A 17,140-nucleotide genomic window follows, 5' to 3' on the forward strand; every position below is an offset into this window, starting at 1 on the left:
GCACACCGTCGGGCGGGCGCGGCCCTCAGAGCACGAAGCCGAGCAGCAGGTGGGCGTTCAGGCCGATGATCAGCGCGGCCACCACCGCGCCGACCAGCGTGGTCACCCGCCGGTTGACCCATCCGCCCATCAGGTCGCGGCGGCTGGTCAGCCACAGCAGCGGCACCAGCGCGAACGGGATGCCGAAGCTGAGCACCACCTGCGACCACACCAGCGCGGTGGTCGGGTCGCCGCCGAGGACCAGCACCGCCAGCGCCGGGGCGAGGGTGATCAGCCGCCGGGTGAGCACCGGGATGTGCCGCTTGAGGAACCCGGCCATCACCACCTGGCCGGCGTGCGTGCCCACCGACGACGAGGCGAACCCGGAGGCCAGCAGCGCGACGGCGAAGGCCAGCGCGGCACCGGTGCCCAGCTGCTGGCCGAGGCCCGCGTGCACGCCCTCCAGCGAGGTCACCTCCTCGGCGCTGCCGGTGAACAGCTGCGCGGCGATGACCAGCATCGCGGCGTTGACCAGCCCGGCCACGCCCATCGCCAGCAGCACGTCGAGGCGCTGGGCCCGCAGCAGCCGGCGCCGTCCGGCGTGCGTGCGGCCGGCGGTGACGACGTCGCCGTAGCGGCCCGGGGTGAGCGCGGAGTGCACGTAGATGACGTGCGGCATGACCGTGGCGCCGAGGATGCCGGTGGCCAGCACCAGGCTCTCCGGGCCCTCAAAGGAGGGCACCATGCCGCCGGCCAGCCCGCCGACGTCGACCCCGGCGCCGAGCAGCGTGTAGGCGAACCCGGCGCCGATGACCAGCAGCAGCCCGGTGATGACCCGCTCGAAGGGCCGGTGCCCGCGCGACTGCGCCCCCAGCAGCACGAACGCGACGACGGCGGTGATCAGCCCGCCGATCGGCAGCGGCACCCCGAACAGCAGGTGGAGCGCCACCGCGCCGCCGACGATCTCGGCGAGGTCGGTGGCGATGGCGACCGCCTCGGCCTGCACCCACAGGCCCCACGTCACCGGGCGGGGCAGCTTCTCGCGGCACAGCGTGGCCAGGTCGCGGCCGGTGGCCAGGCCGAGCTTGGCGGTCAGGCTCTGGATGAGCATCGCCATGAGGTTGGCCGCGACGATCACCCACAGCAGCGTGTAGCCGAAGGAGGCGCCGCCGGAGAAGTTGGTGGCGAAGTTGCCGGGGTCGACGTAGGCGACCGCGGCGACGAACGCCGGGCCCAGCAGCGGCCAGATCCGCCGCCGTCCGGTCGGGGCGGGCGACGGGCGGGGGGTGCCGACGAGCGTCGTCGGCAGGACGGCGGCCTCGGTCTTCGACAGGTACACGGGGGCCTCACAGGGCGACGCGGCGGGGGACGGGGGAGGGGTTCCGCTCCTGGTCTGCCCGCCGGGGGTGTCACGGTCGGGCCAGGCCGTGGCCCGCGCGGGCCGAGGTGAGCCTGGCCTCAGCGGGCCCGGGGCCGCGCACGCCGGCGGCCCCGGGACCCGCTCAGGCCGCCGGGACGATCAGCCCGGCCGTGGCCGTGCGCGCCGTCGTGAAGCGGGTGGTGACGTCGGCCCAGTTGACGACGTTCCACCACGCGGCGATGTAGTCGTTCTTCACGTTGCGGTACTGCAGGTAGAACGCGTGCTTCCACATGTCGAGCACCAGCAGCGGCACCAGGCCGACGGCGAGGTTGCCCTGGTGGTCGTAGAGCTGGCAGATGAGCAGCTTCTGGCCCACCGAGTCCCAGGCCAGGATCGACCAGCCCGAGCCCTGCACGCCGCCGGCGACGGCGGTGAAGTGGGCCTGGAAGGCCTCGAAGGAGCCGAACTGGTCGTCGATGGCCGCGGCCAGCTCGCCGTCGGGGCGCTCGCCGCCGTCGGGGCTCGTGTTCGGCCAGAACACCGAGTGGTTGACGTGCCCGCCCAGGTTGAACGCCAGGTTCTTCTCGTGCAGGTTCGCCGTGCCCAGCGCGTCGTTCTCCCGCGCCTCCGCGAGCTTCTCCAGCGCGGTGTTCGCCCCGGTGACGTAGGTCTGGTGGTGCTTGTCGTGGTGCAGCTGCATGATCTCGCCGGAGATGTGCGGCTCCAGGGCCCCGTAGTCGCAGGGCAGGTCGGGGAGCACGTACTCGGGCACGGGGTTCCCTCCGTCGGGCCGGCTGGACGCCCGTCGTCCTGCCCGCCCGGGGTGACACGGCGGGGCCGACCGGTGGCCCCCGTGGGCCAGCCCGTCAGCCGCCGGGAAGGGCGCGCGCCCGGTCGACCAGGGCGTCGATGCGGCGGGCGTGCGCGCCGCGCCAGTAGACCCGCCCGCAGTCCGCGCAGCGGGAGAAGTCCGTCGCGGTGCGCCGGGTGCCCGGCTCGAGGGCGGCCTCGACCGCGGCCCGGTCGACAGCGGCCAGCAGCCCGTTGCACGTGGAACAGCGGGTGAGCGGCGCCAGGGGCGGGCGGAAGCGGTCGAGGACGTCGGCGAGCTGCTCGTCCGGCGTCGCGCCGCGCACCCACGCCCCGGCCGGCAGCGCGCGGCGCATCAGCAGCCCGCGGTCCTGGGTGAGCAGCACCCGGTCCCCGGCGACGGCGGCCGCGACCAGCTCGGCGTCGTCGGCGTCCGGGGCGCGGGCCTCCGGCGACCAGGCGGTGTCCAGGCCGAGCAGCCGCATCCGCCGGGCCAGCGCACCGAGCCCGACGTCGAGCAGGAAGCCGCCGGGTGGCACCGGCTGCGGCCGGGGGACGGGACGGACGGCGACCGTCGCGCCGGCCGGCGGCCGCGCGTCCCGGGGGACGGGGACGCCGTCGACGAGCAGCGCGCCCACCTCGGTGAGCGGCACCCCAGCGGCCTGCACGAGGTGGCCGACGGTCGCGTCGGGATCGGCCGCGAGCAGCCGCCGGCCGGCCGCGCGGTCGCGGGCGGGCAGCAGCGGCCGCAGCGCGTCGTCGACCGCGACCGTGACGGCGGCGGCGCCGGGTGTGCGGGCCACGGCCGACCCCTACCCGGACGCGGATGGGTCGGACCCCGCCGCAGCGGGCATGGGTCGGGGACCGGACCGCACCCGCGACCCCAGGGAGTCCCCGTGACCCTGCCCACCGACCGCCCCCTCGCCCTCGTCACCGGCGCCTCCAGCGGCATCGGCCTGGAGCTGGCCAAGCAGTTCGCCGAGCACGGCTTCGACCTCGTCGTCGCCGCCGAGGACGACGAGCTCGACGCCGCCGCCGAGACGCTGCGCGCGATGGGCGCGCACGTCTCCCCGGTGCGCGGCGACCTCACCCGCTACGAGGACCGGGAGCTGCTGGTGACCGCCGTCCGCGGGTCGGGCCGCCCGCTGGCCGCCGCGGCGATCAACGCCGGCGTGGGCGTGGGCGGGGCCTTCGTCGACACCGACCTCGACGCCGAGCTGGGCATCGTGGCGCTCAACTGCGGGTCGACCGTGCACGTCGCCAAGCGGGTGGCCCAGGACATGGCCGCCCGGGGCGAGGGCCGGATCCTGTTCACCTCGTCGGTGGCCTCGCAGGCGCCGCAGCCGTTCCAGGCCGTCTACGGCGCGAGCAAGGCGTTCGTGCAGCACCTGGCACTGGCGCTGCGCGAGGAGCTCTCCGACACGGGAGTCAGCGTCACCGCGCTGCTGCCGGGGCCCACCGACACCGAGTTCTTCGACCGCGGCGACCTCACCGACACCCGGATGGGGGCGACCGACGCCAAGGACGACCCGGCGCAGGTCGCGCGCCAGGGCTACGAGGGCCTGATGAAGGGCGAGGCGTCGGTGTTCGCCGGGTCGCTGGCCAGCAAGGCGATGGGCCGGCTGTCGGCGGTGACCCCGGGCAACGTGGCCGCCAAGCTCAACCGGGTGATGACCGAGCCGGGCTCCGCGGACGGCTGAGGCGCGGTCGCGGGGACGGCCGCGGTCACCGGCGGGCCGGGGGAGAGGGATCGGCCAGCACCCGGCCGCCCGCGCGCAGCCCGGCGCCGATCAGCCGGCGCAGTGCGACGACGGCGGCCGCGGTGGCGATCGAGGTCCAGGTCGGCTCGGTGGCCAGGCGCAGCAGCCCGGCGGCCAGGAGCAGGTCGAGCAGCACGCCCAGCGCCAGGGCCGGCCGCCGGGTGGCCACCAGGGCCAGGGCGCCGGCCACCAGTGCCAGGCCGCTCACGCCGAGGGCGAGGACGCCGGGCAGCGCGCCCAGGCCGGTCACACGGTCCGTCCGGGGGACTCCGGCGCGGCGGGGTCGGGGGTCGCCTCCCGGGCCTCCTCGGCCACCTGCCGCCGCTCCTCGGCGATCTCCTTGGACAGGAAGTAGTTCAGCGCCGTCCGGATCGCCGCCACCGCGGCCAGCTGGCCGAGCTCGCGGAAGCTGGGCGCCACCGCCGTCCGGAGCACGTCGCCGGCCAGCTGGAACTCCAGGCCGAGCGCGAGGAACCGGCCGAGGGTCAGCCGCACCGGGACGAACGCCCGCGACCCGTGGCCGCGCACGCCGACCCAGACGAAGCGGGCGAACGCCCACACCGCCCCGACCAGGATGACGACGGCCCCGCAGGCCTCGACGACGGTGACCAGGACGCCGACGACCTCGGCGAGCAGCTCCTCCACACCGCCCCCCTACCCGGGCCGGGGCGCGGTCACAGCGGGACGGCGAGGCCCTCCGGCGGCGGCGCGTCCAGGGCGGCCCGGACGTCGGGGCGCCCGGGTGCCAGCCCGGCCCCCGCGAGGACGACGTCGCGCACCAGCGCGTGCCACCGGCCGACCGCGCGCACCATCCCGTGCCCGCCGGGCAGGGTGAACCGGGCGACCCGCACCCCGGCCCGGTGCGCCCGGACGGCGAAGTCGGCCGACAGCCGGGCCGGCACCCACCGGTCGCCGCGGCCGTGGGCGAGCACGACGGTGCGCCCGCGCAGGTGGTCGACCGGCTCACCGGGGGGCGTCCACGGGGCCAGCCCGCACACCGCCGCGACCGAGGGGTCGTCGCCGGCGCGCAGCACCGCACGCCCGCCCATCGAGTGCCCGACCAGCACGACCGGGACGTCGCCGTGCCGCTCGCGGACCCGGTCGAGCGCCCAGCGGACGTCGGCGTGCGCGTCGGCGGCCGCGCCGTTCCAGCCCGCCACCCGGTAGCGCACCAGGTAGGTGTCCACCCCGCGCCCGGCCCCGGCCCGCGACACCGCCTCCTGGATGGCGCGCATCCGGATCAGCGACAGCGCCCGCTCCCGCGGCGGCTCCACGCTGGCGACGGTGCCGCCGTGGGCGAAGACGGCCACCGCGCGGGTGGGGACGGTGGCCGCGGTGTGGTCGAGGGCCGGGACCCGGGCGGCGGTCGTCAACGGCGGCCGCGCAGCCGGGCACGCGCCCGGTCGCCCAGGTCACCGGCCTGCAGCAGGGCCCGGCTCACCGGGTTCGGCCCGCGGCGCCGCTCCAGCGCCAGCCCGGCGCGGCGCAGCACCCCGGTGGCCAGCGGCACCAGCACGGTCACGATCAGCCAGACCCGCAGCCGGCGGGTGAGGAAGAGCCACATGGTCGGGGCGTGTGCCCGGGGCCGGGCCGGTGCAACCGCCGGGTCAGTCGGGGTCGGGCGCCAGCCGGACGACCATCTTCCCGGTGTTGGCCCCCTTCAGGAGGTCGAGGAAGGCGGGGACGGCGTTCTCCAGCCCCTCGTAGACGGTCTCCCGGACGACGAGCTCCCCGGACCGGACCCACCCCGACACCGCCTCGGTGAACTCCCCCTGCAGGTCGGTGTGGTCGCTGACGAGCAGCCCGGTGACGGCCAGCCGCTTCGCTATCAGCAGCGAGCTGAAGTTCCGCGGCCCGGGCACCGTCTCGGTCGCGTTGTAGGACGAGATGGCGCCGCAGATGGTCGTCCGGCCGTGCAGGTGCATCGCCCCGAGGGCGGCGTCGAGGTGCTCGCCGCCGACGTTGTCGAAGAACACGTCGATGCCGTCGGGTGCGGCCTGCGCGAGCAGGTCGCGCACCGGCCCGTCGTGGTAGTCGAACGCCGCGGTGAAGCCGATGTCGCGCAGCCAGGCCACCTTCTCCGGGGTGCCGGCACTGCCGATCACGGCGGAGGCGCCGCGCAGCTTCGCGAACTGGCCCACCGCGCTGCCCACCGCCCCGGCCGCTCCCGACACGAAGACGGCGTCGCCCGCGCGGAAGGCGGCCACCCGGAACAGCCCGGCGTACGCGGTCAGGCCCGGCATGCCGAGGACGCCGAGGGAGTAGGTGAGCGGCAGGTCCTCGGTGGCCGGCAGCTGCCGGACGTGCCGGGCGTCGAGGACGGCGACGTCGCGCCAGGCGGCGTCGGTGAGCACCAGCGCGCCCTCGGGGACGTCGGGAGAGCGGGACTCGACCACCCGACCGACGGCACCGCCCTTCATCACCTCGCCGACCTCCCACGGCGCGGCGTAGGAGGGCCCGAGCCGCATCCGCCCGCGCATGTAGGGGTCCACCGACATGGCCACCATGCGCACCACCACCTGGCCCTCGGCCGGGTCGGGGTGCTCGACCTCGACCAGCGCGAAGTCGTCGGGGGTCGGCTCGCCGTGGGGCCGGGCGGCGAGGTGCCACTCGCGGGCGGGGATCGGCACGGGACGCCTCCTGGGGGCTCGGGTCGGGGTCCGCGGCCGATCCTGCCGCCGCCGGGTCGATCGCGCGCCACCGGGTGGCGCGGCCGTCCTACGCTCGGATCATGTTGTTCTCCCGGTACAAGACCCAGCCGGTGACGCAGGACGACGCGCTGCCGGGTCGCCCCGAGCCCCTGCCGCACGTCCCGGAGACCCACGCGGTGAACGGCAACCGCATCCAGCCGCCGTTCCCCGAGGGCATGCAGACCGCCGTCTTCGGCGCGGGCTGCTTCTGGGGCGTGGAGAAGGTGTTCTGGCAGGTGCCGGGCGTCTACTCCACCGCCGCCGGCTACGCGGGCGGCTACACGCCCAACCCGACCTACGAGGAGGTCTGCTCGGCGCGCACCGGGCACACCGAGGTCGTCCTCGTCGTCTTCGACCCCGCCGTCGTCAGCTACGGCGAGCTGCTCAAGGTGTTCTGGGAGGACCACGACCCCACCCAGGGCATGCGCCAGGGCAACGACGTCGGCACGCAGTACCGCTCGGCGGTCTACTACGCCACGCCGGAGCAGGAGGCCGCCGCCCGCGCCAGCCGCGACCAGTACCAGGAGCGGCTGACGGCGGCCGGCTACGGCGAGATCACCACCGAGATCGCCCCGCTCGGCGACTTCTTCTACGCCGAGGACTACCACCAGCAGTACCTGTACAAGGTGCCGAACGGCTACTGCCCGGTGCACTCGACCGGCGTCTCCTGCCCGGTCGGCCTGCCCGGCGTCTGAGGAAGGACCACCCCTCCCCCTCGCGGGCACGGCGAGGGGGAGGGCGGTCGCTCAGAGCGAGGCGGCCAGCAGCGTCCCGGTGAGGGCGGGGGACGGCGCCGGCGCGGCCGGCTGCGTGCTCTCGACCCCGGCGAGGATCGCGTGCACCACCTCGGCGGGCACCGGCCGGGCGAACAGGAAGCCCTGCGCCAGGTCGCAGCCCAGCGCGGTCACGAACTCGTACTGCCGGCCGGTCTCCACGCCCTCGGCGACGGTGAGCAGCCCCAGCGTGCCGGCGAGGTCGACGATCGCCCGGGTGATCGCGTCGGCGTCGCCGTCCTCGCCGGCCCGGCTGACGAACTCGCGGGCCACCTTGAGCAGGTCCACGGGGAAGCGGCTGAGGTAGGCCAGCGACGAGTAGCCGGTGCCGAAGTCGTCGACGGCGATGCGCACGCCGAGGGACCGCAGCCGCCGCAGCGTGGCCGCGGCGGTCTCCTGGTCCTCCATGAGCGCGGTCTCGGTGACCTCGAGCACCAGGTGCCGGGCGGCCAGGCCGGTGTCGGCCAGCACGGCGGCGACGTCGTCGGTGAACCCCGGTGCGGACAGCTGCCGGGCGGACACGTTGACCGTCACCGTCAGGCCGGCCGCGTCGGGACGGGCCGCGGTCCAGCGGGCGGCCTGGCCGCAGGCCTCCCGCAGCACCAGCGCGCCGATCTCGACGACCAGGCCGGTCCGCTCGGCCAGCCCGATGAACCGGTCGGGCGTGCGCAGGCCGTCGACGGGGTGCTCCCAGCGGACCAGCGCCTCGGCGCCGGTGGGGCGGCCGGTGCGCAGGTCGACCAGCGGCTGGTAGACCACCCGCATCTCGCCGTCGCGGATCGCGCGGGCCAGCTCGGCGGTCGGGTCGGCCTCCGCGGGCACCGGCACGCGGGCCCCGCGGGGCTCCTGGCTGCGCTTGACCCGGTACATCGCGTCGTCGGCGGAGCGGACGAGGGCGTCGGCGTCCGCGGTCCCGCCGTCGCCGAGCGCCACGCCGACGCTGACGCCGATCGAGACCAGGCGGCCGTTCCCGAGGTCCACCGGCTCGCCCACGGCGGCCTCGATCCGGTCGACCACCTCGCGGAGGTAGTCCTCGGCGACGGGGCCCTCGACCAGGACGGCGAACTCGTCGCCGCCCAGGCGCGCGACGGTGTCGTCGGCCCGCAGGCACCGGGTGAGCCGGGCGGCGACGATGCGCAGCAGCTGGTCGCCGGCCTCGTGCCCGTGGGTGTCGTTCACCGGCTTGAAGCCGTCGAGGTCGAGGTAGAGCACCGCCGGCCAGGTGCCGGTGCGGGCGGCCACGGCCACCGCGTGCCGGGCCCGGTCGAGGAACAGCGTGCGGTTGGGCAGCCCGGTCAGGCCGTCGTGCAGCGCCTGCCGGCGCAGCCGCTCCTTGAGCTCGGTCACGTGGTGCAGGCTCTGCTCGAGGCGGCCGCGCTCCAGCGAGGTGGCCACGTGCCGGGCGAAGGTCTCCAGCACCGCGAGGTCCTGGCGGCCGAAGGTGCCGACGTCGCCGACGTGCTCGGCGACCAGCAGCAGCCCGTGCACCCGGTCCTCGGTGCGCAGCACCGAGACCATCGCCTCGCCGATGCCGCGGCCGCGGGCGTAGGCGTCCAGCGCCGTGCCGCCGGGCCGGCCGCCGCGGGCGGGGGTGACGCCGGAGGCCAGGCCGGCCGCCAGCAGCTCGCGCACCGGACCGACGTCCTCCAGCGGTGCCATGACCAGCGGGTCGGCGTCGTGCGCGGTGCGGGTGACGGTGACCTCGTCGTCCTCGCCGTGCCCGAGCAGCACCAGCTCGGCCGACCCGGCGCGGAAGGCGCCGCGGACGGAGTCGAGGAAGTCGGTCAGCGCGGAGTCGAGGTCGGAGCTCTGGTGCAGCAGCGAGGTGACCTCGTGCAGGAGGCGCAGCTGGTCCTGCTGCTGGCGGGCGCCGGTGTAGGCCCGGTAGGCGGCGAGGATCAGCACGGTGGGCAGGGCGAACAGGGCCAGGGACGCGGGGTCCTGGACCCCGGTGCGGGCGACGATCACCCCGAGCGCGGCCGACCCGACGGTGAAGGGCAGCGACAGGCCGAGCATGCCGAGCAGCGGGCGCGGGTCGACCCGGCCCTCGGACAGGCTGATCGCGGCGAAGATGGCCAGGTCGGCGTGCACCGTGGTGACCAGGACGGCGCCCAGCGCCGCCGCCCACGCCCACGGCCCGTTCGCCGGGCCGCCGAGCGCGGCGAACACCGCGGTGCCCAGGGCGCCGCCCAGGGCGTAGAGCGCGACGTTGAACGCCAGCTTCACGCCGCGCTGGCGCCGGTGCAGGACGAACGCGGCCGTCGCGCCGGCGAGCTGCGCCAGGACCAGGTCGCCCGGCGGGGCGAGGAAGAGACCGGCGGCCAGCACGAGGTCGCCCATCGAGAAGGTGTGCGCCTCGCGCTGCCACTTCACGTGCACCACGAGGGTCTCGGTCAGCGCGAAGGCCAGCGCCCACGCCACCCACGGCAGCGGCAGCGCCGCGGCGGGGGTGGGCAGCGAGCGGACGACGACGGCGAACAGCACCGTCGCGACCACGGTCAGCGCCGCCGTGAGCAGCAGGATCCGCTGGGCGGGACCCAGCCGGAGCCTGCGGCTGCCCGCGGCGGGAGCGCCGTTCGCCGTCGTCGTCACGGTGCTACCCGCCCCAGCCGGCGCCGGACCAGGACATGCCCGACCAGGACATCCCGGACCAGCTCATGCCGGACCAGCTCATCCCGGACCAGGACATCCCCGACCACGACATGCCCGACCACGACATGCCGGACCACGACATGCCGGACCAGCTCATGCCGGACCACGACATGCCGGACCAGCTCATGCCCGACCAGGACATGCCGAGCGGCTGCCCGGCGGTTCCGCTGGGGTACCACTCGCGGCCGTTCCAGGCACCGCCGGTCCAGCCGGAGGCGGTCGCCGAGCCGCCGCTCCACGCGGTGCGCGACGCCGACGCCGCGGTCACCAGCGCGGGGTCCCAGGCCCGCCCGGTGACGTCGACCTCGCCCTCCAGGGTCCCCCCGTCGCGGACGAGGTTCACCGACCCGCGGGCCGCCTCGAGGCTGCCCCGGCCCGTGGACCGCGGCCAGGTCTGGGCCGCCGAGGACGCCGACGGGGTCGCCGCCGTCCAGGCCGTCTTCAGGTCCACCATCCCGCGGCCCTGCGCGACCGGGTCCGCGGCCGGGAGGGCCTTGGCCGTGCCGCGCAGCAGCGCCTTGAGCTGGTCGGGGGTGATGTCCGGCCGCTGCTGCACCAGCAGCGCCGCCGCCCCGGAGACCACCGCGGCGGCCTGCGAGGTGCCGCTGCCGCGGAAGAACCGCTCACCGGTGCGCGCCGTCGGGAACTGGGCGTCGAGGAAGGAGCCGGGCGCCCGCAGGCCGACCACCGACGCGCCGGGCGCGACGAGGTCGGGGTTGCGGGTGCCGTCCCCGGTGCTCGACCACGACGGGACGACGTCGTCCCCGGTGCCGTGGGTGCCCCGGCCGTCGACACCGCCGACGGCGATGACGAACGGGTCGTAGGCCGGGTCGTTGAGCTTCTCGCTGCCGTAGCCGCCGTTGCCGGCCGCGACGACGACCGCGATCCCGCTGTGCCAGGCCACCTCGGCGGCGTAGGCGAGCGGGTCGAGCCGGTAGTCCTGCACGCCGTCGGTCCCGAAGGACAGGTTCAGCACGCGGATGTTCAGCCCGTTGCGGTTCTTGTTCTGCACGACCCAGTCGATCGCCGCGATGACCTGCGAGACGTCCGTCGCGCCCCGGGAGTCGGCCACCTTGACGCTCACGATGCGGGCGTCGGGGGCGACCCCGGTGAAGGTCGAGTTCTCGGCGCCGGTCACCGGGCTGGGCGTGGCGGCGTCCCGGCCGGCGATGATGCCGGCCATGTGCGTGCCGTGCCCGTAGGTGTCCAGGTACCGCGCCGGGCTGGCGGAGCACCGGTTGCCCGAGCAGGACGAGGCCTCGAAGGAGAGGTCCGGTCCGTGCACGACCTTGCCCGGTGCCGACAGCCCGTCGACCGGCACGACGCCGGAGTCGATGACGGCGACGTCGACGCCCCGGCCGGTGAAGCCGCGGTCCCACATGCCGGCCGCACCGATGACGTCGCGGGTGATGACGTCCAGCGACCCCGGCAGCGCGTTGGCCGCCTCGACCTCGGTGCTGGTCAGGTGCACCGGCGCGTTCTCGGTGACCGAGTCGACGCCGGGCACGCCGCGCAGCGCGCCCAGCCGGTCGGCCGGGACGCGGGCGCTGAAGGCGTCGATGATGCCCAGCCCGCGCCCGACCGTGCCGCCGAAGGACTCGACGGCCCGTTCCGGACCGTCCCCGGTGCCCGGCAGCTCCCGGACGATGACGTCGACGGGCGCGGCGGAACCCGCCGTGGCCGCCGCCGCGGTGGCGGGGCCGGCCAGTCCGCCGCCCAGTGCGGCGACGACCGTGAGCGTCGCCCACCGGCGCGCGTTCATGCGGGATCACCCCACGACACGCCTCGTGCGGCCCGGACCCCGTCGGGCCGGACCCCTGCTCTCGTGCTCACTCCGCGATACCTCCTGGTGTCGGTGCACATCCCTGTGCCTGGTGGTGCACGGGATGTGATCGGCACCCGGGGGTCGGGGAGTACGGCGAGCGCGCCGGCCCTCATCCCTCCGGGGCAGACGCAGCCGCCGGGGACGCGGCATAGGAAGCTCTACGCACGTCCGCGGGCCGCCGGACGTGGGGATCGCTTCCTAAGCCTCGGGAGGGCCGGGATGGACGTCGTCCGCACGCCGGAGGAGCGGTTCACCGCGCTGCCGGACTTCCCGTACCCGCCCACCTACGTCACCTTCGACGCCGGCGACGGCACACCGCTGCGCGTCGCGGTGGTCGACGTCGGCCCGGCCGGCGGCGAGGTCGTCGTCCTGCTGCACGGCGAGCCGTCCTGGTCCTTCCTCTGGCGCTCCGTGATCCCGGAGCTCACCGCCGCCGGGCTGCGCGTCGTCGCGCCCGACCTGGTCGGCTTCGGCCGCTCCGACAAGCCCACCGACCCCGCCGCCTACAGCTACGCCGCGCACGTGGAGTGGATGCGCCAGACGCTGTTCGAGGGGCTGGCGCTGGTCGACGTCACGCTGGTCGGCCAGGACTGGGGCGGGCTGGTCGGCCTGCGCCTGGTGGCCGAGCACCCCGACCGGTTCGCGCGGGTCGTCGTCAGCAACACCGGGCTGCCCACCGGCGACACCCCGATGAGCGAGGCGTTCCTCGCCTGGCAGCGCTTCGCCACCACGGCCCGGCGGTTCGACGTCGGCCGGGTGGTGGCCAACGGCACGGTGACGCCGCTGCCGCCGGAGGTGGTCGCCGCCTACGACGCGCCCTTTCCCGACGAGGCGTCCAAGGCCGGCGCCCGCGTCTTCCCGGCGCTGGTCCCCACGGCGCCCGACGACCCGGCGTCGGCGGCCAACCGGGCGGCGTGGGAGGTGCTCACCCGCTGGGAGAAGCCGTTCCTCACCGCGTTCTCCGACGCCGACCCCATCACCGGCGGCGGCGACCGGGTCTTCCAGCGGTTGGTCCCCGGCGCTCGGGGCCTGCCGCACACGACGCTGCGCGGCGGCGGGCACTTCCTGCAGGAGGACGTCGGCGCCGAGCTCGGCCGGGTGGTCGCCGGGTTCGTCGCCGCGACGCCGCGGTGACCCCCGCGGAGGTCCTCGACCGGCTGCGCCGCGAGCCCGACGTCGACGCGCCCGACCTGGTCGCCGTCGACGCCACCGACCGGCTGCTGCTCGACACCGTGCCGGACCTGGCCGGGCAGCGGGTGGTCGTCGTCGACGACGCCTACGGCGCGCTCACGCTCGGGGCGGTCGCGGCCGGCGCCACCGACGTCCGGGTGCACCAGGACCTGCTGGTCGGCGAGCGGGCGCTGGCGCTCAACGCCGGGCGCACCGGCCTCGCCGGCAGCTACCGGCCAGGGGGCCTGGACGCCGGACTGCTCGACGGCGCCACGCTGGTGCTGGCCCGGGCGCCCAAGGGCCTCGACGCACTGCGCGAGCTCACCGAGCTCACCGCCGCGGCGGCCGGCCCGGACGTCGTCCTGCTCGTGGGCGGGCGGGTCAAGCACATGACGCTCGGCATGAACGACGTCCTGCGCGCCGGCTTCACCGAGGTGTCGGCGACGCTGGCCCGGCAGAAGTCGCGGGTGCTGGTCGCCCGCGGGCCGCGTCCGGGGGTGCGTTCGACCTTCCCCCGCTGCCGGCACGACGCCGCCCTGGACCTCGACGTCTGCGCGCACGGCGCCGCCTTCGCCGGCACGCGGGTCGACGAGGGCACCCGGCTGCTGCTGGCCGCCCTGCCCGGCGCGGCACCGGGCGCCCGGACGGCGCTGGACCTCGGCTGCGGCACCGGCGTGCTGGCCGCCGCCCTCGCCCGCGCGCGGTCGGACCTCGCCGTCACCGCCACCGACCAGTCCGCCGCCGCCGTCGCCTCCGCGCGGGCCACCCTCGCCCGCGCCGGGCTCGACCGGGTGGCGGTCCTCCGGGACGACGCCGCGGGGTCCCTCCCCGACGGCAGCGTGGACCTCGTCGTCTGCAACCCGCCCTTCCACGTCGGCGCGGCCCTGGTCACCGCCGCGGCCGACCGGCTCTTCGCCGCCGCCGCGCGGCTGCTGCGGCCCGGCGGCGAGCTGTGGGCGGTCTGGAACAACCGGCTGCCGCACCGGGCGGCGCTGCGCCGGCTGGTCGGGCCGACCCGGGCCGCAGCGCACGACCGGCGCTACACCGTCAGCGTCTCCACCCGGCGGTGGTGAAGGACCCCCTGCCCCTCATCCCTCGCACGCTCGGGGCGGGTCCCTGCAGGGGCCACGGGACGAGGACCGAGGTCCCTGGTCGTGCTCCGAGCGGGGGGCCACGGTCGGGGGGCATGACGACGACGACCGAGACCCCGACCGAGACCCCGACCGCCGACGCCACCACCGCCCTGGCCGACCGCCTCCTCGAGGCCGTCACCGCCGGCCTCGAGCTGGCCGCCGTCCACCTCGGCAGCGAGCTCGGCTGGTACCGCGCGCTGGCCGACGCCCCGGCGACCGCCCCGGAGCTGGCCGCCCGCACCGGCACCGACGCCCGCTACGCCCGCGAGTGGCTCGAGCAGCAGGCGGTGACCGGGATCCTCACGGTCGACGACGTCGCCGCCGCGCCGGACGAGCGGCGGTACGCGCTGCCCGAGGCGCACCGGCCCGTGCTCGTCGACCGCGACGACCTCGCCTACACACCGCCGTTCGTGCACGCCGCGCTGGTCTTCACCCGCCAGGTGCCCCGGCTGCTGGAGGTCTACCGCAGCGGCGGCGGGCTCTCCTGGGCCGAGATGGGCGACGCCCGCGACGCCCAGGCCGCCGCCAACCGCGCCTACTTCCTCGGCCCGATGGCCGCGCAGGACCTCCCGGCCGTCCCGGGCGTGGACGAGGCGCTGCGGGCCGGCGGGCGGGTGGCCGACGTCGGCTGCGGCATGGGCTGGTCGGCCATCGGCATCGCCCGCGCGTACCCGGCGGCCCGGGTCGACGGGTTCGACGTCGACGAGCCCTCGGTGGAGCAGGCCCGGCGCAACGCCGAGGAGCACGGCGTCGCCGACCGGGTGCGGTTCACCACGGCGGACGCCGCGCAGGCCGGCGAGCCGGGCGGCTACGACCTGGTCACCGCCTTCGAGTGCGTGCACGACCTCGCCGACCCCGTCGCGGTGCTCGCCGCGATGCGCCGGATGGTGCGCCCGGACGGCACCGTGCTCGTCGTCGACGAGCCGGTGGCCGAGCGGTTCACCGCGCCCGGCGACGGCGTCGAGCGGCTGATGTACGGCTACAGCCTCACCTGCTGCCTGCCCGACGGGCTCTCCACCCGGCCGTCGGCCGGGACCGGGACGGTGATGCGGCCCGAGACGCTGGCCGGCTACGCCCGCGCCGCCGGGTTCACCGGCGTCGACGTGCTCTCCGTCGCGCACGACCTCTTCCGCTTCTACCGGCTGCGCACCGGCTGAGCCGGCCCACCGCATCGCGGGTGTTCCTGGCGCGGTGCCGGTCCTGCGGCGCCGGCACCGCACGGGGAACGCCCGCAGTGGCGCCCCCGCGCGTACCGGAACCGCGAAGGACCCCGGGTGTGCGCGATTCGGTTGGACTTCCCCGGGTCGCCGCCGATGGACAGGGCACCGGCGCACCGCTGCGCCGTCCACCGCGCTCCGGGAGAGCCCCATGTCGCGCAACACCTGGTCCGACCGCCCGCTGGGCGTCAAGCTGTCCGCGCTGGTCGGTGCCGGGGCGCTCGCCCTCGGTGCCGTGACGCTCATCGCCGTGCAGGAGTTCGCCGGGGCGAGCGACCGCACCGCGGTCCTGCTCGACACCACCCGCGCCACCGCGGAGGGGCTCGAGGCGGACATGATGCACGACGCCATCCGCGCCGACGTGCTCCAGGCGCTGCAGGCCGCCCAGGCCGGCCGTGTCGAGGACCACCGGGCCGCGCAGGCCGACCTCGAGGAGCACTCGACCGCCCTGCGGGAGCACCTCGACGCGGTCGTCGCCGTGGGCGTGGGGGACGACGTCGACGCGGCCGTCGCCGCCGTGACACCGGCGGTGGACGGGTACCTCGCCGCGGCCGCCCAGGTCGTCACGACGGCGGCGCAGGACGTCCGGCTGGCGCAGAACGGCTACCCGCAGTTCCTCGCGGCCTTCACCCGGCTCGAGGAGGAGCTGCCCACGGTCGGCGACGCGGTCGGCCGGCAGGCCGAGGCGGCCGCGGAGGAGACCACCGGCCAGCTCGGCTCGGCGGGACCGCTGGTGCTCGCCGTCGCCGCGGCCGCCGTCCTCGTGCTCGGCCTGCTCGGCTGGGCCGTGACCCGCTCGGTCGTCGGCCCGCTGCGCCGGGTCGGGGCGGTCGTCGCCGCGATGGCCGAGGGCGACCTGCGCGGCTCCACCGGGATCGACAGCCGCGACGAGGTGGGCCGGATGGCCGTCGCGCTCGAGGCCTCGATGGGGACCATGCGGACCGTGCTGGCCACGATCGGCGACAGCTCCACCACGCTGGCCTCGGCCACCGAGGAGCTGTCGGCCTCGGCGCAGGACCTGGCCCGGCTGGCCGTGGAGTCCGCCGACCAGTCGGGCGTCGTCGCCGGCGCGGCCGAGCAGGTGTCGCAGAACGTGCAGACCGTGTCCGCCGGCTCGGAGGAGATGGGGGTCTCCATCCGCGAGATCGCCCAGAACGCCAGCGAGGTCGCCCGAGTCGCCTCGCACGCCGTCGCCGTCGCCGACTCGACCACCTCCACCGTCGCCAAGCTGGGCGAGTCGTCGCTGGAGATCGCCAGCGTCGTCAAGGTGATCACCAACATCGCCGAGCAGACGAACCTGCTCGCGCTCAACGCCACCATCGAGGCCGCCCGCGCCGGTGAGGCCGGCAAGGGCTTCGCCGTCGTCGCCAACGAGGTCAAGGAGCTGGCCCAGGAGACGGCCAAGGCCACCCAGGACATCACCGCCCGGGTGCAGGCCATCCAGGCCGACACCGAGGGCGCGGTCACCGCGATCGGCGAGATCTCCTCGATCATCGGCCTGATCAACGACTCCCAGGGCACCATCGCCGCGGCGGTGGAGGAGCAGACGGCCACGACGACGGAGATGAACCGCAACGTCGCCGAGGCCGCGCTCTCGGCCGGTCAGATCGCCGAGAACATCCAGGCGGTGGCGGGGGCGAGCACCTCGACCACGCGGGCCATGGAGGACGCCCGGGCGGCGATCGACGAGGTGGCCCGGCTGGCCTCCGGCCTGCAGTCCTCGGTGGCCCACTTCCGCTACTGAGCGGGCGCCGGGAGGGCTGGCCCCGGA

Annotated in this window: 16 protein-coding genes; 6 read left to right on the forward strand and 10 right to left on the reverse strand. The window is 76.2% G+C overall.

Going from position 1 to position 17,140, the window contains the following annotated elements; all coding sequences use genetic code 11:
• Positions 1–25 precede the first annotated feature (25 nt).
• The 3 genes from LY71_RS15700 to LY71_RS15710 form a co-directional block, all read right to left on the reverse strand.
• Entirely contained in the window at positions 26–1,318 is a 1,293-nt protein-coding gene (locus LY71_RS15700; protein ID WP_106279293.1) for an Nramp family divalent metal transporter, read from the reverse strand.
• Between the two features lie 163 nt (positions 1,319–1,481).
• Entirely contained in the window at positions 1,482–2,111 is a 630-nt protein-coding gene (locus LY71_RS15705) for a superoxide dismutase (protein WP_106279296.1), read from the reverse strand.
• Positions 2,112–2,205: 94 nt separating this feature from the next.
• Positions 2,206–2,952: a Mut7-C RNAse domain-containing protein gene (locus tag LY71_RS15710; RefSeq protein WP_106279298.1), complete on the reverse strand. Its 747-nt coding sequence runs from the start codon at positions 2,950–2,952 to the stop codon at positions 2,206–2,208.
• 93 nt (positions 2,953–3,045) lie between these two features.
• Here LY71_RS15710 and LY71_RS15715 point away from each other — a divergent pair, with 93 nt between their 5' ends.
• On the forward strand, positions 3,046–3,849 hold the full coding sequence (locus tag LY71_RS15715; RefSeq protein ID WP_106279300.1) for an SDR family NAD(P)-dependent oxidoreductase: 804 nt from the start codon (positions 3,046–3,048) through the stop codon (positions 3,847–3,849).
• 25 nt (positions 3,850–3,874) lie between these two features.
• Here the strand turns inward: LY71_RS15715 and LY71_RS15720 are convergent, their stop codons facing one another.
• The 5 genes from LY71_RS15720 to LY71_RS15740 are packed head-to-tail and all read right to left on the reverse strand — an operon-like array spanning position 3,875 to position 6,539.
• Positions 3,875–4,159 carry a DUF1622 domain-containing protein gene (locus LY71_RS15720; protein ID WP_211297371.1) on the reverse strand — a complete coding sequence of 95 codons (285 nt, stop codon included), beginning with the start codon at positions 4,157–4,159 and terminating at the stop codon, positions 3,875–3,877.
• Positions 4,156–4,554 carry a DUF1622 domain-containing protein gene (locus LY71_RS15725; protein ID WP_106279302.1) on the reverse strand — a complete coding sequence of 133 codons (399 nt, stop codon included), beginning with the start codon at positions 4,552–4,554 and terminating at the stop codon, positions 4,156–4,158. Before LY71_RS15725 ends, LY71_RS15720 begins: the two co-directional genes overlap by 4 nt.
• Before the next feature lie 29 nt (positions 4,555–4,583).
• Positions 4,584–5,282 (reverse strand): alpha/beta fold hydrolase, encoded by a 699-nt coding sequence (locus LY71_RS15730; RefSeq protein ID WP_106279304.1) that lies wholly within the window; start codon positions 5,280–5,282, stop codon positions 4,584–4,586.
• Positions 5,279–5,473 (reverse strand): hypothetical protein, encoded by a 195-nt coding sequence (locus LY71_RS15735; protein WP_106279306.1) that lies wholly within the window; start codon positions 5,471–5,473, stop codon positions 5,279–5,281. The genes LY71_RS15730 and LY71_RS15735 overlap by 4 nt, the downstream gene beginning before the upstream one ends.
• Before the next feature lie 43 nt (positions 5,474–5,516).
• Positions 5,517–6,539: an NADP-dependent oxidoreductase gene (locus LY71_RS15740; RefSeq protein ID WP_106279308.1), complete on the reverse strand. Its 1,023-nt coding sequence runs from the start codon at positions 6,537–6,539 to the stop codon at positions 5,517–5,519.
• Positions 6,540–6,640: 101 nt separating this feature from the next.
• On the opposite strand from LY71_RS15740, the gene msrA reads away from it, so the two are divergent.
• Positions 6,641–7,294: a peptide-methionine (S)-S-oxide reductase MsrA gene (gene msrA / locus LY71_RS15745; RefSeq protein WP_106279489.1), complete on the forward strand. Its 654-nt coding sequence runs from the start codon at positions 6,641–6,643 to the stop codon at positions 7,292–7,294.
• Between the two features lie 51 nt (positions 7,295–7,345).
• Here msrA and LY71_RS15750 read toward each other — a convergent pair whose 3' ends face one another.
• Complete coding sequence (locus LY71_RS15750) at positions 7,346–9,964, reverse strand: putative bifunctional diguanylate cyclase/phosphodiesterase (RefSeq protein WP_106279310.1); 2,619 nt, start codon at positions 9,962–9,964, stop codon at positions 7,346–7,348.
• Between the two features lie 4 nt (positions 9,965–9,968).
• Positions 9,969–11,786: a S8 family serine peptidase gene (locus LY71_RS15755; protein ID WP_106279312.1), complete on the reverse strand. Its 1,818-nt coding sequence runs from the start codon at positions 11,784–11,786 to the stop codon at positions 9,969–9,971.
• Between the two features lie 282 nt (positions 11,787–12,068).
• Here LY71_RS15755 and LY71_RS15760 point away from each other — a divergent pair, with 282 nt between their 5' ends.
• The 4 genes from LY71_RS15760 to LY71_RS15775 all read left to right on the forward strand — a co-directional run bounded on the left by LY71_RS15760 (position 12,069) and on the right by LY71_RS15775 (position 17,113).
• Positions 12,069–12,983 carry a haloalkane dehalogenase gene (locus tag LY71_RS15760; RefSeq protein ID WP_106279314.1) on the forward strand — a complete coding sequence of 305 codons (915 nt, stop codon included), beginning with the start codon at positions 12,069–12,071 and terminating at the stop codon, positions 12,981–12,983.
• Positions 12,980–14,092, forward strand: a complete 1,113-nt coding sequence (locus tag LY71_RS15765; RefSeq protein WP_106279316.1) for a class I SAM-dependent methyltransferase — start codon at positions 12,980–12,982, stop codon at positions 14,090–14,092. Before LY71_RS15760 ends, LY71_RS15765 begins: the two co-directional genes overlap by 4 nt.
• Positions 14,093–14,205: 113 nt before the next feature.
• Positions 14,206–15,309 carry a class I SAM-dependent methyltransferase gene (locus LY71_RS15770; RefSeq protein WP_106279319.1) on the forward strand — a complete coding sequence of 368 codons (1,104 nt, stop codon included), beginning with the start codon at positions 14,206–14,208 and terminating at the stop codon, positions 15,307–15,309.
• A gap of 211 nt (positions 15,310–15,520) precedes the next feature.
• Positions 15,521–17,113 (forward strand): methyl-accepting chemotaxis protein, encoded by a 1,593-nt coding sequence (locus LY71_RS15775; protein ID WP_106279321.1) that lies wholly within the window; start codon positions 15,521–15,523, stop codon positions 17,111–17,113.
• Positions 17,114–17,140: the final 27 nt, after the last annotated feature.

This window comes from Geodermatophilus tzadiensis (genome assembly GCF_003002915.1).
Taxonomy (GTDB): domain Bacteria; phylum Actinomycetota; class Actinomycetes; order Mycobacteriales; family Geodermatophilaceae; genus Geodermatophilus; species Geodermatophilus tzadiensis.

Bases quoted from the DNA above. Each gene is read 5' to 3' on its own strand.
- LY71_RS15735 (WP_106279306.1), bottom strand. From the start codon at position 5,473: ATGTGGCTCTTCCTCACCCGCCGGCTGCGGGTCTGGCTGATCGTGACC.
- msrA (WP_106279489.1), top strand. From the start codon at position 6,641: ATGTTGTTCTCCCGGTACAAGACCCAGCCGGTGACGCAGGACGACGCG.
- LY71_RS15755 (WP_106279312.1), bottom strand. From the start codon at position 11,786: ATGAACGCGCGCCGGTGGGCGACGCTCACGGTCGTCGCCGCACTGGGC.
- LY71_RS15760 (WP_106279314.1), top strand. From the start codon at position 12,069: ATGGACGTCGTCCGCACGCCGGAGGAGCGGTTCACCGCGCTGCCGGAC.
- LY71_RS15770 (WP_106279319.1), top strand. From the start codon at position 14,206: ATGACGACGACGACCGAGACCCCGACCGAGACCCCGACCGCCGACGCC.
- LY71_RS15775 (WP_106279321.1), top strand. From the start codon at position 15,521: ATGTCGCGCAACACCTGGTCCGACCGCCCGCTGGGCGTCAAGCTGTCC.